Below are 14,544 nucleotides of genomic sequence, written 5' to 3'. Positions count from 1 at the left end.
CCGGAGGCAGCACTTTCCCTGATGTTGTGGGGCGCAATGGTGGGGCAGGGTGGTGAGCTCGCCGGCGGCGTCGCTCCCCGTGGAGGCCTCGGCCGCAAGATCGCGCAACATCCTGGATGTGGTGGCATCCGGCGCGTCCGACACCACTACATCCAGGATCGAGCACGATCTTGGGGGAATGCGCCGATCACCGGCCTTCGCGCGCCGCGTTCGGGCGTCCGCCGTGCGGCCGGCGTGCGGCCGGCGTGCGGCCGGCGTGCGGGGAGCGCCCGAGGAGGTGCGGCCTGCGGGCGTGTGGCTGCGGACGTGCGCGTGTGTGGCCTGCGGGCGTGCGGATGCCGGCCGATGGGGCCAGCGCGCAGGATGGGCAGGTTGGGCAGGTTGGGGGCGGGTCAGGTGGTGAGGTCGGCGGTGGGGAGGGACGGGCCGTCACCGACCAGGCGGAAGGAGTCGGTGCCGGCGGGTTCGACCAGCCCGTCCTGCACCAGGCCGGCGAGGGCGCGGGCGCGTTGCACGTCGTCGGTCCAGACCTGGTCCAGCCGCTGGTGCGGGACCGGCCCGGTGCTGTCCCGGAGCACTCCGAGCAGCAGACCGCGGACCTGTCGGTCGGTGCCCGCGTACCGCTGGGGTCGGCGGGTTGGCCCGGCGGGCGCCTCCTGGCCGGACGCCCGCCAGGCGCAGACCGACTCGACGGGGCAGGCGGTGCAGCGCGGTGACCGGGCTGTGCAGATCACCGCGCCCAGTTCCATGAACGCGGCGCTGGCCAGCGCCGCTGCGGCCGGTTCCGTCGGGAGCAGCTCCTCGGTGGCGACGAGGTCGGCTGGTCGGGTGACGGGCCCGGCGTCCGGTTCGCCGGCCACCGCCCGGCACACGACCCGCCGTACGTTGGTGTCGACGACCGGGTGCCGCTGCCCGTACGCGAAGGTGGCCACGGCCCGCGCGGTGTAGGTGCCGACGCCGGGCAGTGCGAGCAGTTGCTCCAGCCGGTCCGGCACCTGGCCGCCGTGCCGGTCGACGATCGCGACGGCGCATTCGCGCAGCCGGACCGCCCGACGGGGGTAGCCGAGGCGCCCCCACATCCGGATCGCCTCGGCTGGGGTGTCCGCCGCCAACGCGGCCGGCTCGGGCCAGCGGGCCAGCCATGCCTGCCAGGCCGGCACCACCCGGACCACGGGTGTCTGCTGGAGCATGACCTCGCTGACCAGGATGGCCCACGGGGTGACCCCGGGCTCGCGCCACGGCAGGTCACGGGCGTGCTGCTCGAACCACCGGCTGACCAGGGTGGCGAAGTCGGGTTGAGTCATGGCGTCGTCGATGATGTCACGCCCGGCGTTCCCGTTGAGTGGGCGGCTGGGGCGGGGTGCCACGTCGTCGTTCGGCGGACGGGGGAGAATGCGCGGATGAACGAGCTCGCGATCACCGTCATCGGTCGGGACCGGCCGGGCATCGTGGCCGACGTCGCGGAGGTGCTGGCCCGACTGGGCGCGAACCTCACCGACAGCACGATGACGCGGCTGCGGGGGCATTTTGCGATGACCCTCATCTGCACCGGTCCGGCCGCCGCCGAGGTCGAGGCCGCACTGGCGTCGCTGGCCGCCGAGGGTCAGCTGCTGGCGACGGTACGCGCGGTCACCCCGGACGGCGATGTTCCTTCGGCGGGTGAGCCGTACGTGATGGCGGTGCACGGTTCGGACCGGATGGGGATCGTCGCGGCGATGACGCGGGTGCTGGTGGATGCCGGGGGGAATGTCACCGACCTGAGTACCCGGTTGACCGGCGCGCTGTACGTGGTCCTGGCGGAGGTCGAGTTGCCGGCCGGTGTGGCGGACAATCTGATCGACCGGCTGCACCGGACGGCTGCCGAGCTGGGCGTGGAAGTCACCCTCCGGCCGGCGGACCCGGATCTGTTGTGACCGGCGAGGAGCGCGGGCCGGACGTCGGCCTGGGGGACTGGACACCGGAGTCGCTGGACGTGCCGGGCGAGGTGCGGGCGGTGGTGTCCGCCCCGCATCCGGTTTTGAGTCGGGCCGCGGACGAGGTCGACCCCACGGCAAAGGAGACGGTCCAACTCGCGGCCGACCTGATAGCCACGATGAAGGTCTCGCCGGGCTGCGTCGGGCTGGCCGCGCCGCAGGTCGGGGTGGGCGCTCGGGTCTTCGCCGTCGACGTGACCGGGCACCCCAAGGCGGTGACGGTGCACGGCACCTTCGTGTTGTGCAATGCGCGCGTGGTCGAGGCGACGCGGTGGAAGCCGGGCCGGGAGGGCTGCATGTCGGTGCCGGACCTGACCGGGGACGTGAAGCGGGCCAGCCGGCTGGTGGTGGAGGGTGATCTGCCGGGCAGCGGCGAGCCGATCCGGCTGGTGACCGACGGCTTCGAGGCTCGGGCGTTGCAGCACGAGATCGACCACTGCGCGGGGCTACTCTTCCTGGACCGGGTGGCCGGTGCGCACGCGGTCTATCAGCGCAAGGTCTACCTGTGATCGGGTGCCGGACCGTCCCCTGTGGAGGGTGGTGCGGGCGCCTCGGAGTGGCTCCGGCGCGTCGCGCGGCACTGCCGGGTGCGGCGCGGCTACGGTGGAGGGCATCATGCGTCTGACGGTCGGCCCCCTGCCACCCGCCGTGTACTGGCGGCGTCGCGCCGTCGTACTCGGAGCGGGGTTTCTGTTCCTGATTGTCCTGCTCTACTCCTGTACCGGTTCGGGTCGTTCCGGCGGTCAGGAGCCGAAGGCGGGAGGTTCGCCGTCGGCGACGTCCGCTGCGACGCCTGGTCCCGTTGGGCCGGTGCTGACACCGCAGACCGGCGGTCCGTCGTCGTCCGCCTCCGCTGATTCGGGTCCGACGAATCCGAGCCCGGCGATCACCAGCAACACGCCACCGCTGGGCGCGGCGGCTGGTTCGGAGGACGACGGCACCTGCACCGATGGGGAGATCAGCGTGGTCTCGTCGGCGAGCCCGACCTCGGTGCAACGGGGTGCTGTGGTCGAGCTCCAACTGAGGATCAAGAACACGTCGGACCGTACGTGCAGTCGCAACGTCGGCGCCGACCTTCAGGAGATCTTCATCAAGTCCGGCGCCGAGAAGGTCTGGTCGTCGGACACCTGCGGCAAGGTCGTGGGCTCGGACGTGCAGTCCTTCACGCCGAACTTCGAGCGCTCCTACCAGGTGCCGTGGAACGGGCGGGACACCAGCCGCTGTGACGGCGCGCTGGCCGCCGGGCCGTTCCCGCCGGTCGGGTCGTACCAGGTGTTCGCTCGGGTCGGCACTAAGCTCAGCGAACCGGTGAAGCTCACCGTCACCGGCTGAGCCGGGTCAGACGTAGCGTTCCAGGATGGATGCCTCGGCGAGCCGGGACAGCCCCTCACGGACGCCGCGGGCCCGGGCGTCGCCGACCCCTTCGACGGCTTGCAGGTCTTCCACTGTCGCGCCGAGCAGACGCTGGAGGCTGCCGAAGTGCAGCACCAGGCGATCGACCACCGCCACCGGTAGCCGGGGCACCTTGGCCAGCAGTCGGAAGCCGCGCGGGCTGACCGCGGCGTCGAGCGCGTCGGACGCGGCCGGGTAGCCGATCGCCTTCGCCACCGCCACCAGGTCGATCAGCTCGGTGGCACCGAGCAGGTCCAGCTCGACGAGAGCCTCGTCCAGGGTGCGCGACTTGCGGCCGACGGGGAGGTAGTCCCGGATGACCAGCGTGCGGTCGGCGTCCACGCCGGCCATCAGCTCGTCGAGTTGCAGGGCGAGCAGGCGGCCGTCGGTGCCCAGCTCCACCACGTAACCGGCGATCTCGTCGGCGATCCGGCGAACCATCTCCAGCCGCTGCACCACGGCCACCGCGTCTCGGACGGTGACCAGATCCTCGATCTCCAGGGCGGAGAGCGTGCCGGAGACCTCGTCCAGCCGGAGCTTGTAGCGCTCCAGGGTGGCGAGCGCCTGGTTGGCGCGGGAGAGGATGGCCGCCGAGTCGTCCAGCACGTGCCGTTGGCCGTTGACGTAGAGGCTGATGATCCGCATGGACTGACTGACCGAAATGACCGGATAGCCGGTCTGGCGGGCCACCCGCTCGGCGGTGCGGTGCCGGGTGCCGGACTCTTCCGTCGGAATGGACGGGTCGGGCATCAGGTGCACGGCCGCCCGGACGATCCTGGTGCCGTCGCTGGAGAGCACGACAGCGCCGTCCATCTTGCACAGCTCACGCACGCGCGTCGCGGAGAACTCCACGTCCAGCGGGAAGCCGCCGGTGCAGAGGCCCTCGACCACCTTGTCGTAGCCGAGCACGATGAGCGCGCCTGTGCGACCCCGCAGGATGCGCTCCAGACCGTCGCGCAGGGCGGTGCCCGGGGCCATCAGGGCGAGATTGGCCCGTAGCGGATCTCCGGCGCTCCCGGCGGCTCCCGCAGTCACGCTCACGCTGATCGGGCGGGCGGGCGAGCCCACGGCGCCGGTGCGGGCCTGGGGCGGCGCGCCGGCTGGCTTGGTGGTATCGCGGTCGATCGGCACGGGCACAGTCTACGGACTGCCGTGCGGTGGGTGCTGTCGTGGTTACTGTGATGTGTCACGATGCCGCCCTTTCCAGCGTTTCCCGCTTGCGACGTGCTGTCCGGTTTCGCCGCCCTCGTCGGCACGGTGGGTCACTCGGCGGACGCGCGGGCCGCATGGTGCAGTGCCGAACGGACGTCGGTGACCTCGGTCACCTGCATCTGCCCGGGACCGGCGCCGGTGCTGGCCGGGCCGCAGCCGGGCGGCACCAGGGCCACCTTGAACCCCAGCCGGGCGGCCTCGGCCAGCCGGCGCGGCACCGCCCCGACCCGGCGCACCTCACCGGTGAGCCCCACCTCGCCGATCGCCACCAGGTGCGGCGCGATCGCCAGGTTGAGCCCGCCGGAGGCGACCGCCAGCGCCACCGCCAGGTCGGCGGCCGGCTCCACCACCCGGATCCCGCCCACGGTGGCGGCGAAGACCTCCCGGTCGTGCAGGGTCAGCCGCTCCGTGCGCCGTTGCAGCACCGCGAGCACCATCGCCAGTCGCGCCGAGTCGAGCCCGGAGACGGTGCGTCGGGGAGAGCCCGCCACGGTCGCGCCGATCAGCGCCTGCACCTCGGTGACCAGGGCCCGTCGCCCCTCCATGGCCACCGTCACGCAGGTGCCCGGGACCGGCTCCGCGTAGCGGGTCAGGAACAGCCCGGACGGGTCGGCCAGGCTGCTGATGCCGCCCTCGTGCATCTCGAAGCAGCCGACCTCGTCGGCCGCGCCGAACCTGTTCTTCACGCCGCGCACCAGGCGCAGCGACGAGTGCTTGTCGCCCTCGAAGTGCAGCACCACATCGACCAGGTGCTCCAGCACCCGAGGCCCGGCCACCTGGCCGTCCTTGGTGACGTGCCCGACCAGCACGGTGGCGATGCCCCGTTCCTTGGCGACCGAGACCAGCGCGGAGGTGACCGCGCGGACCTGGGTCACCCCACCGGGCACCCCCTCGGTGCCGGTGGTCGAGATGGTCTGCACCGAGTCGAGCACCAGCAGGCCCGGCTTGACCGCGTCGAGGTGACCGAGCACCGAGGCCAGGTCGCTCTCCGCAGCGAGGTAGAGCTGCTCGTGCAGGGTGCCCATCCGCTCGGCGCGCAGGCGCACCTGACTGACCGATTCTTCGCCACTGACCACGAGCGAGGGGCTGCCGGCGCCGAGTGCCCACTGCTGCGCCACATCCAGCAGGAGGGTCGACTTGCCCACGCCGGGCTCGCCGGCGAGCAACACCACGGCACCGGGGACCAGGCCGCCGCCGAGCACCCGGTCGAGCTCGCTCACTCCGGTGGGCACGGCGCGGGCCGGGGCGGCGCTGATGGTGGCGATCGGTCGGGCCGGCTCGGACGGCATCCGGGAGCTGACCACCCGACCGGAGACGGTCGGGCCGGTCACCGTGTGCTCGACCACGGCCCCCCACTCGCCGCACTCCGGGCAGCGCCCCACCCACTTGGGCGGCTGGTGCCCGCAGGCGTCGCACTGGTAGGCCGGACGCGGCTCGCGGGCGGCGGACCGACCACGGGCGGCACCGGCCGTGCCGCCACGCGGAGGAGTCGATCGGGAGGTGGTCACATCAGGACGCTAGCCCTCGCGTACGACGAAAACACCCCGGCGTGGTGGTCACCACGCCGGGGCGTCTGTCGATGTGCGGGTCGGGTCACTCGTGGGTCGTGCCGCCCTCGTTGCCCTCGTAGCCGCCCTCGCGCTCGATGATCGGCGACGGGGGTGCCGCCGGGGTGAGCGGCACCGCGATCGGCGCCTGCCCGGTGACCGTGTTGCCATTGCCGAAGTCGAAGGTCACGACGACGTTCTGGCCGGAGCGCAGCGCCTCGGTCAGGCCGATCAGCCGGAGCTGGGTGGTGGCCTCGGAGTTGAACTGGATGTAGCTCAGCGGTGCCAGCTCGATCCGGGCCGGCTGACCCGGGGCGGAGGGGCTGGCCGAACCGGACGCCCGCGCCGACTCCGGGGCGGACGGGGTGGCCGAGGACGACCCGGTCTCGGAGGGCGTCACCGACGGGGTCGGCGAACCGGACGTCGAGTTCGACGGGCTGGCCGAACCGGACGGCGACGGGCTCATGGAGGCGGACTCCGAGGCGGACGGCGACGGGCTCGCTGAGCCGCCGCTGATCACCACCTCGCGGGCGCTCTCCGTGGTGACGGTGACCGTCACCGTCTCCTTCGAGTCGTTGTAGATCACCGCGCCGAGCCCGGCGTCCTGGCCGGCCTTGTAACCCTCGGTGCCCGGAAAGTCCACGAGCAGGCCTCGCACCGAGAAGGAACCGTTGCTGGTCGTGAGGCTGACGCCCTGGACCGACGGCTCCTTCAACGCGGTCTCGGCGATCTGACCGGTGCCGCATCCCGAAGCCAGCAGGCTGGCCGCCGCAATCCCGGACAGCAACAGGGCCGCCCGCCGGGATCCCCTGATCGAGCGCGTCACGTCGGTCCTCCTCGTCACAATCCCCACCCGGGCCGTACGCCGGGCACGGTGGCCATACCCGCGCAGACCGCGCTCCAGGGTAGTTGGGACTGATCGAGGCCCGCACGCGGACCCGGCAATGCCACCTGCCCGGGTGGCGCTCACACCACCCGACCGCTCGCCACCAGCAGAACCACGTCGATGAGGGCCACCAGCATCACCGCCCGGAAGGCCGCCACCGGCCGCCGGCCGGCCCGGATCGCCGAGCGCCCGGCGTACCAGCTCAGCGGCGGCACCACGGCGGCCGTGCCGACCGCCGCCCAGCCGACCGCCGACGGCGGCCCGGGTGGTCCGAGGACCAGGGTCGCGGTCGCCGCGAGGAGGAGACCCGCCGCGGCCACCCGGCTGCCGGCGGCGCCCAGCCGGTGGGGCAGGCCGCGCACGCCGGTGCGGGCGTCGTCGGCCAGGTCGGGCAGCACGTTGGCGAAGTGGGCGCCGGCGCCCAGGCAGGCCGCCGCCGTGACCAGCCAGACCGGCGGGGCCGGCTGACCGGGCAGCGCCAGCACCACGAAGGCGGGCAGCGCGCCGAACGACACGGCGTAGGGCAGCACCGAGAACGCGGTGGCCTTGAGCGGCCAGTCGTAGAGCAGGGCGGAGACGAGGGCGAGCGTCAGCCAGAACGCCGCCACCGGGTTGGTGGTCAGCGCCAGCAGCGGGCAGGCCACCGCGGCCGCCGCGGCGGCCCAGGCCGTGACGCGTCGACCGACCGCGCCACTGGCGACCGGTTTGTCGGTACGCCCCACAGTGGCGTCCCGCTCGGCGTCCAGCGCGTCGTTGGTCCAGCCGACGGCGAGCTGGCTGGCCAGCACGGCGAGCACCACCGAGACGATTCCGGCCGGCCGGTGGCCCACTCCCCAGGCCAGCAGACCGGCCACCGTGGTCACCGCCGCGGCCGGTTCCGGATGGCTCGCTCTGACCAGCCCTAACACCCTCGACGACATAAGGGAAGTCTGGTCGTTACCGAGCAGTCGTGCCACGCTCGGTTCCATGCGAGACGTGGCTGCGGCCGGGGCGTCCACCGGTCCGAGGGTGCTGCCGCGAAACGATCCGCGTCAGTACGACGATCTGGCCGGTGAGTGGTGGCGGCCCGATGGCGCGTTCGCGATGCTGCACTGGCTGGCCGAGGCCCGTGCCGCGCTGGTGCCGCCGGCCACCCGTCCGGACGCGTTGCTCGTCGATCTGGGTTGCGGCGCCGGCCTGCTCGCGCCACACCTGGCCGGCAAGGGCTACCGCCACGTCGGGGTGGATCTGACCCGCTCGGCGCTGGTCCAGGCGGCCGAGCACGGGGTGCGGGTGGTCCAGGGTGATGCCACAGCGGTCCCGCTGCCCGACGGCTGCGCCGACGTCGTCTCGGCGGGTGAGCTGCTGGAGCACGTGCCGGCCTGGCCGCGCGCGGTGGCCGAGGCGTGTCGGCTGCTGCGGCCCGGTGGCGTGCTGGTGCTGGACACCCTCAACGACACGGCGGTGGCCCGGCTCGTCGCGGTCCGGATCGCCGAGCGGCTGCCGACGGTGCCCCGTGGCATCCACGATCCACGGTTGTTCGTGGACGCGCGGGCGCTGGTGGCCGAGTGCGCCCGACACGGTGTCGACCTGAGTCTGCGGGGCATCCGTCCGCAGGTTGGCGGCATGCTCGCCTGGCTGCTGCGCCGCGCTCGCGCGAGCCGAACTGCCGGTGCGGTGCCCGCCGGTCGTGCGCCGCGCATCGTGCCGACCCGCTCCACCGCCGTGCTCTATCAGGGCCGGGGGGTCCGCAAAGGATAGTCCGGCCGTGGCGGGGTATGGAACGCCGAGGAGGAACGAGATGACGGTGCACGCGCTTGAGGCAGCACGCCGGTTGGCGCCGCGGTTCGCCGCGCGGGCGGCCGAGCACGACCGGGATGGTTCCTTCCCCGTGGACGACTTCGCCGACCTGCGCGAGGCCGGCCTGTTCGGGCTGATGGTGCCCCGGGCGCTCGGCGGTCTGGGCGCCACCTTCGCCGAGTACGCCGCGGTGGCCACTGAGCTTGCCCGGGGCAACGGTGCGACCGCCCTGGTGTTCAACATGCACGCCTCGGTGACCGGCGCGCTGGGCGCGGTCACCGAGGAGCTGGCCGAGGCGCTGGGCGTACCCGACGAGGCGCTGGTCGCCCGCGACCGGCTGCTCAGCGCGGCGGCGCAGGGCTCCTGGTACGCGGTAGCGATGAGCGAGCGTGGTGCGGGCGCGCGGCTGTCCCAGCTGACCACGGCGTACGAGCCGACCGACGGGGGCTGGCATCTGAAGGGCAGCAAGACCTTCTGCTCCGGCGCCGGGCACGCGGACGGCTATCTGGTGGCGGCGCGCAGCGCGGCCGACCAGTCGGTGGTCTCACAGTTCCTGGTGCCGGCCGGCGACGGGTTGACAGTGGAGCCGACCTGGGACTCGCTCGGCATGCGCGCCACCTCCTCCCACGACCTGCACCTGGACGTCACAGTGCCCGCCGACCGGCTGCTCGGTGGGGTGGAGGGGCTGGCGCTGGTGGTGGCCCAGCTGATGCCGCACTGGCTGGTGGCCAGCTACGCGGCCGTCTACGTGGGGGTGGCTCGCGCGGCGATCGACGCGGCGGCCGAGCACCTCAACGCCCGCAACCTGGCCGGTCTGCCGGCGGTGCGGGCCCGGCTGGGTCGGGCGGACGCGGCGACGGCCGCCGCGCAGCTGGTGGTGGCCGAGGCGGCCCGCCGGGTGGACGAGGCGCCCGGCGACGAGGAGACCAACCGCTGGGTGTGGCGGGCGAAGCTGCTCGCCGGCACCACGGCCGCCGAGGTGGCGGCGTCGGTGCTGGAGGCGGCGGGCACCTCGGCGACCCGCCGTGGTCATCCGTTGGAGCGGCTCTACCGCGACGCCCGCTGCGGCTCACTGCATCCAGCCACGTCGGATGTCTGCGCCGACTGGCTCGGGATCGCCGCGCTGGGCGGCGACCCGGATCGTGACGGATCGGCACCGCGTTGGTGAGCCCGCCGCACCGGGCTCGCACGGGAGAACGACCAGCCGAGGTGGCTGGTGGGACGGCCAGGGGGAGGACAGCATCTGACGAGAGGTGGGGATCGTGTCCGTACCAGTGATCGCGGGGCTCGGGACAGCGCAGCCGCCGTCCGCTTCGCAGGACGAGTTGTGGGAGGGCTTCTTCTCCCGACACTTCTCCGGCACCACCCGGTCGTTGGCCCAGCGAATCTTCGCCAACTCGGGGGTGACCCGGCGGCAGGCCGCGGTCAACCCGCTGCTGGAGGACGTCTCGGACTGGCCGACCGAACGCCGGATGCGCCGCTACCAGGTGGAGGCGCTGCCGCTGGGTAAGGAGGCGGTGGGTCGGGCGTTGACCGCGGCCGGGCTGAGCGCTGGCGACATCGGGCTTTTCGTCGTCTGCTCCTGCACGGGGTACGCCACCCCCGGGCTGGACATCCTGCTCGCCCGGGACCTGGGCATGGCCGCGGACACCCAGCGGATGTTCATCGGCCACATGGGCTGTTACGCGGCCTTGCCCGGGCTCGGCGCGGCGAGTGACTTCGTCACCGCCCGGGGGCGGCCGGCGCTACTGCTCTGCGCGGAGCTGACCAGCCTGCACATCCAGCCGTCCAGCGCCCGGGTGGACACCCAGCAGATCGTCTCCCACGCGCTCTTCTCGGACGCTGCGGTCGCCGCCGTAATCGTGCCGGGCGGCTCGGGGTACGCGGTGCGCGAGGTCACCGCCGTCACCGACACCTCGACCGCCGACCACATGACCTGGGACGTCACCGACGCGGGGTTCCGGATGGGGCTGTCGCCGAAGGTGCCGCAGGTGCTGTCGAGGCACGTCCGAGGGCTGGTCGACGATCTGTTGGCCCGGCACGGTGTCGCCAGCTCCGAGGTGGACGGTTGGGCGGTGCACCCGGGCGGGCCGCGGATCCTCAACGTGGTCGAGCGGGAGCTGGCGTTGCCCCCGCTGGGGCTGGCGGCGTCGCGGGCGACGCTGGACGAGCACGGCAACTGCTCGTCGCCGACCGTGCTGCTGATCCTGGACCGGTTGGGTAGGGCGACACCGGCGGCTCGGCGCATCGTCATGCTGGCCTTCGGCCCCGGCCTCACCCTGTACGCCGCCCTGCTCGATCGACAGGACTGAACCTCCGGCCGGTACGCTCACGGGGTGGATGCGACCTCGGACGACCGACTGCGTTCGGTGGTCCTGTTTGGTGCTGCGGTGGCCGTCCTGGCCGTCGGTGGCTGGTGGTGGCGTGCCGCCGCGCCCGCGTCGACGGCCGGGGCGGCTGTCCCTTCGGCGGCGGCGGTGCCATCGGTCGGGCCGAGCGTCAGCACTCCAATGGAACGTCTCCTCGCGGCTGAGCAGCCCGATGAGCGGTTGACGGTGCGGATGGACCCCAACACCGGCGAGGTCCTGCGGGTGCGCAGCGGCTCGCGGGTGGTGATCGACCCGGCGACGGGCTCGATCACCGACATCGAGGGCGATCCCGCGGTGCTCTTTCCCTCTGGTGACCTGCCCGTTTTTCAGGAGACGATCTGGCGGGAGGAGCGGGAGCTCGCTCCCGGTCAGGGGCTGACCCGGCAGGCCGGCGACGACGGCGCCCGCTACCTGCTCCAGTACCGGTGCACCCGCCCCGGCACGATGGCGGTGACGAGCACCGGGGCCGAGATCGTCGGCCGGCCGCGCATCGACTGCGACGGCACGGTCGCCAATGCCGAGGTGCTGCCCGGTAGCGGGCCGTTCCGGGTGTCCCTGTCGGCCGTCGACCGGCCCATCGACATCCAGGCGCAGCTCGTCGCGCTGCCCCGGTAGGCGCGCCGGTCAGGCGGCCAGGGCGCTCAGGTCGCCCCGGTAGGAGTCACTGGTGCCCAGCTCGGGCAGCACCCGGGTCACGATGCCGGCCCGGTCGACCAGCAGGGCGGTCGCGGCGCCGGGGCGGGCCGGTTGACTGAGGAACGAGCGCAGCCCTCCGGCGGGGTCGGCCAGGGCGCGAGCCTGCCGCCCGATGGTGGGCCCGACCGGGGCCGTCCGCCCCCCGGTGACGGTGACCACTGAGACGCCGGCGGGGGCGGCCGCCAGGGCGTCGGTGACCCGGTCCGGGCAGGGGCAGCCGTCCAACAGAATGATCATGGCGGGTAGCAGGCCGCGCAGTGGCACTGTCGCGTCGTCCGCGTCGACCAGGTCCAGTGCGGGCAGCGCCCGACCGACGAGAGTCGCTGGTGGCGCGTAGGGGGCCGGGGTCGGCCGGTCGGTGCCGCGGTTGGCTCGCGGCCAGGTGACCACCAGCAGGCCGGCCAGCGTGGTGAGGACCGCTACCAGCAGGACCAGCAGCGGCAGGCCCAGAGCCCGGTGACCGCCCGGGAGTCCGCTGGCCCGGCGCAGCTCACGACGGATCTGGGCGGCCTCGGCGGCCAGCGCGGAGGCGTCGTCGGGGACCACCACGCGGCCCCATTCGGGCGGAAGGCCGGGCAGGCCGTCGGCTGGCCCGTGACCCTCTGCGTCCGGCTTGCCCATCGGACCTCCTGGAAGCGTCTCGAGAGCTGAGTGCGGCTCGGTCTCCAGGGTCGCGCACCAGGGGCTCCTCCCGCTACATCTGGGCGCGGTCCTGCTGGCCGGGCTACCATGGGAGGAGCGCATAGCCCTTGATCTCGACGTTCTGTTCACCCGTACCGGGCAGTCATTTGTGCGTTACGGAGCGTGTTCGAACCATTGGTTTGACCGCCTGTCAAGCTGAAGCAAGACCTCTCACAGGGCCCCTGAGCTGCGCCAATGGTCAGGACATCGGAGAGACATCAGTGCCTGACCGTGTTACCCTAGACACAGCGAAAGGGGTTTCGAACCTATGGTTTTCAGTGTCGGCGAGACCGTTGTTTACCCCCACCACGGGGCCGCACTCATCGAGGCAATCGAGACTCGGATCATCAAGGGCGAGCCTAAGAAATACCTCGTCCTGAGGGTCGCGCAGGGTGACCTGACGGTCCGGGTGCCCGCCGAGAATGCCGAGATCGTGGGTGTGCGCGAGGTGGTCGGCGAAGAGGGCCTCGGTAAGGTCTTCGACGTTCTCCGGGCTCCGCACACCGAGGAGCCGACCAACTGGTCGCGGCGTTACAAGGCCAACCTGGAAAAGCTGGCTTCCGGCAACCCGCTGAAGGTCGCCGAGGTCGTGCGTGACCTGTGGCGCCGGGAGCGGGAGCGGGGCCTCTCTGCGGGCGAGAAGCGGATGCTCGCCAAGGCCCGCGACATTCTCGTCGGCGAGGTCGCGCTGGCTGAGAAGAGCACCAAGGATGAGGCGGAGACGCTGCTCGACAAGGTCCTCACCGAGGCCTAGTCCGCACAGCATCGTCGTACCCACTTCATAGTGAAGAAACCACCGAGGACCGCGACGTGACCGCGCAGCTCAACCCGCGCGGTGACGTCGCGGTCCTCGTGCCTGCGGCGGGTGCCGGCGTACGGCTCGGCCCCGGCCGACCCAAGGCGCTGCGCCTGCTCGCCGGTGAACCGCTGTTGGTGCACGCCGTGCGTCGACTGGCCGCCGCGCCGTCGGTGCACACGATCGTGGTGGCCGCGCCGGCGGCCGAGGTGCAGGCCGTCCGCGAGTTGTTGGCTCTGGTCGCACCGGTGATCGTGGTGCCCGGCGGTGCGGAACGGCAGGCGTCGGTGGCCGCCGCGCTGGCCGCGGTGCCCAGCGGCCCGACGATCGTCCTGGTGCACGATGCCGCCCGGGCGCTCACCCCACCAGAGCTGGTCGAATCCGTCGCGGCGGCGGTCCGTGGCGGGCGTGACGCGGTGATCCCGGTCCTGCCGGTCGTCGACACGATCAAGGAAGTCGGTGCCGACGAGGTGGTGCTCGGCACCATCGACCGGTCCGCCCTGCGCGCGGTGCAGACCCCGCAGGGTTTCCGTCGGGCCGTGCTCAGCGCCGCCCACGCCGCCGCAGGTGACTCCCTCACCGACGACGCCGGGCTGGTGGAGAAGCAGGGCGTCGCGGTGAGCTGCGTGCCCGGCTCGGAGTACGCATTGAAAATCACCCGACCGTTCGACCTGGCTCTGGCCGAGCATCTGCTTGCGACAGCTGGTTGACGCGTACCCTCTGATCATGATCGTTCCCCGGGTGGCCATCGGCACCGACGTGCACGCGTTCGAGCCGGGCCGTCCCTGCTGGGTGGCCGGGCTGCTCTGGCCCGACCAGGACGGCCTCGCTGGGCACTCGGACGCCGACGTGGCCGCGCACGCGGCCTGCAACGCGCTGCTCTCCGCCGCCGGTCTCGGTGATCTCGGTTCCGCCTTCGGGGTGGGCCAGCCGGAGTGGGCCGGCGCGTCCGGGGTGGCGCTGCTGACCGAGACGGCCCGCCGGGTGCGGGCCGCCGGTCTGGAGATCGGCAACGTGTCCGTGCAGGTCATCGGCAACCGACCCAAGATCGGCCGGCGCCGTGCGGAGGCGCAGGAGGTCCTCTCCGCCGCGGTCGGCGCCCCGGTCACCGTCTCGGCGGCGACCACCGACGGGCTCGGTTTCGCCGGCCGTGAGGAAGGCTTGGCCGGGGTCGCGGTGGCCCTGGTGTACGACGCGCCGGCCGCCTAAGCTC

At 72.8% G+C, this 14,544-nt stretch carries 16 protein-coding genes; 10 read left to right on the top strand and 6 right to left on the bottom strand.

Going from position 1 to position 14,544, the window contains the following annotated elements:
* Positions 1-392: 392 nt before the first annotated feature.
* On the bottom strand, positions 393-1,304 hold the full coding sequence (locus ACQRWP_RS26410; protein ID WP_430498548.1) for an A/G-specific adenine glycosylase: 912 nt from the start codon (positions 1,302-1,304) through the stop codon (positions 393-395).
* Between the two features lie 96 nt (positions 1,305-1,400).
* On the opposite strand from ACQRWP_RS26410, the gene ACQRWP_RS26405 reads away from it, so the two are divergent.
* The 3 genes from ACQRWP_RS26405 (at position 1,401) to ACQRWP_RS26395 (ending at position 3,305) form a co-directional block, all read left to right on the top strand.
* Positions 1,401-1,913 (top strand): glycine cleavage system protein R, encoded by a 513-nt coding sequence (locus ACQRWP_RS26405; RefSeq protein WP_430498546.1) that lies wholly within the window; start codon positions 1,401-1,403, stop codon positions 1,911-1,913.
* Positions 1,910-2,482, top strand: a complete 573-nt coding sequence (locus tag ACQRWP_RS26400) for a peptide deformylase (protein WP_430498544.1) — start codon at positions 1,910-1,912, stop codon at positions 2,480-2,482. Before ACQRWP_RS26405 ends, ACQRWP_RS26400 begins: the two co-directional genes overlap by 4 nt.
* Before the next feature lie 106 nt (positions 2,483-2,588).
* A complete protein-coding gene (locus ACQRWP_RS26395) occupies positions 2,589-3,305 on the top strand; it encodes a hypothetical protein (RefSeq protein ID WP_430498542.1) in 717 nt (238 codons plus the stop codon).
* 6 nt (positions 3,306-3,311) lie between these two features.
* On the opposite strand, the gene disA is transcribed toward ACQRWP_RS26395, so the two are convergent.
* From disA to ACQRWP_RS26375, 4 genes are all read right to left on the bottom strand, one after another.
* Positions 3,312-4,496: a DNA integrity scanning diadenylate cyclase DisA gene (gene disA, locus ACQRWP_RS26390; RefSeq protein WP_238676544.1), complete on the bottom strand. Its 1,185-nt coding sequence runs from the start codon at positions 4,494-4,496 to the stop codon at positions 3,312-3,314.
* Positions 4,497-4,627: 131 nt separating this feature from the next.
* Positions 4,628-6,085 carry a DNA repair protein RadA gene (radA, locus tag ACQRWP_RS26385; RefSeq protein ID WP_430498540.1) on the bottom strand — a complete coding sequence of 486 codons (1,458 nt, stop codon included), beginning with the start codon at positions 6,083-6,085 and terminating at the stop codon, positions 4,628-4,630.
* 85 nt (positions 6,086-6,170) lie between these two features.
* The gene (locus ACQRWP_RS26380; protein WP_430498538.1) at positions 6,171-6,950 is read right to left on the bottom strand and encodes a hypothetical protein; all 780 of its coding nucleotides are present in this window, start codon (positions 6,948-6,950) and stop codon (positions 6,171-6,173) included.
* 140 nt (positions 6,951-7,090) lie between these two features.
* A complete protein-coding gene (locus ACQRWP_RS26375) occupies positions 7,091-7,930 on the bottom strand; it encodes a UbiA family prenyltransferase (RefSeq protein ID WP_430498536.1) in 840 nt (279 codons plus the stop codon).
* 46 nt (positions 7,931-7,976) lie between these two features.
* Here ACQRWP_RS26375 and ACQRWP_RS26370 point away from each other — a divergent pair, with 46 nt between their 5' ends.
* From ACQRWP_RS26370 to ACQRWP_RS26355, 4 genes are all read left to right on the top strand, one after another.
* A complete protein-coding gene (locus tag ACQRWP_RS26370) occupies positions 7,977-8,750 on the top strand; it encodes a class I SAM-dependent methyltransferase (RefSeq protein ID WP_430498534.1) in 774 nt (257 codons plus the stop codon).
* A gap of 40 nt (positions 8,751-8,790) precedes the next feature.
* Entirely contained in the window at positions 8,791-9,957 is a 1,167-nt protein-coding gene (locus tag ACQRWP_RS26365; protein WP_430498533.1) for an acyl-CoA dehydrogenase family protein, read from the top strand.
* A gap of 94 nt (positions 9,958-10,051) precedes the next feature.
* Positions 10,052-11,101 (top strand): type III polyketide synthase, encoded by a 1,050-nt coding sequence (locus ACQRWP_RS26360; RefSeq protein ID WP_410822325.1) that lies wholly within the window; start codon positions 10,052-10,054, stop codon positions 11,099-11,101.
* 24 nt (positions 11,102-11,125) lie between these two features.
* Positions 11,126-11,773, top strand: a complete 648-nt coding sequence (locus tag ACQRWP_RS26355; RefSeq protein WP_430498530.1) for a hypothetical protein — start codon at positions 11,126-11,128, stop codon at positions 11,771-11,773.
* A 9-nt stretch (positions 11,774-11,782) separates the two neighbouring features.
* Here ACQRWP_RS26355 and ACQRWP_RS26350 read toward each other — a convergent pair whose 3' ends face one another.
* A complete protein-coding gene (locus ACQRWP_RS26350) occupies positions 11,783-12,475 on the bottom strand; it encodes a hypothetical protein (protein ID WP_430498528.1) in 693 nt (230 codons plus the stop codon).
* 328 nt (positions 12,476-12,803) lie between these two features.
* Here ACQRWP_RS26350 and ACQRWP_RS26345 point away from each other — a divergent pair, with 328 nt between their 5' ends.
* From ACQRWP_RS26345 to ispF, 3 genes are read left to right on the top strand one after another with little or no spacing between them, the layout of a single operon-like run.
* Positions 12,804-13,289, top strand: coding sequence for a CarD family transcriptional regulator (locus ACQRWP_RS26345; RefSeq protein WP_088950500.1), 486 nt, complete (start codon positions 12,804-12,806; stop codon positions 13,287-13,289).
* A gap of 56 nt (positions 13,290-13,345) precedes the next feature.
* Positions 13,346-14,041, top strand: coding sequence for a 2-C-methyl-D-erythritol 4-phosphate cytidylyltransferase (gene ispD, locus ACQRWP_RS26340; protein ID WP_430498526.1), 696 nt, complete (start codon positions 13,346-13,348; stop codon positions 14,039-14,041).
* 13 nt (positions 14,042-14,054) lie between these two features.
* On the top strand, positions 14,055-14,540 hold the full coding sequence (gene ispF / locus ACQRWP_RS26335; protein WP_196924679.1) for a 2-C-methyl-D-erythritol 2,4-cyclodiphosphate synthase: 486 nt from the start codon (positions 14,055-14,057) through the stop codon (positions 14,538-14,540).
* Positions 14,541-14,544 lie beyond the last annotated feature (4 nt).

This window comes from Micromonospora trifolii, assembly GCF_050516465.1.
Taxonomy (GTDB): domain Bacteria; phylum Actinomycetota; class Actinomycetes; order Mycobacteriales; family Micromonosporaceae; genus Micromonospora; species Micromonospora trifolii.
This window is presented reverse-complemented; position numbering and strand designations above follow the sequence as displayed.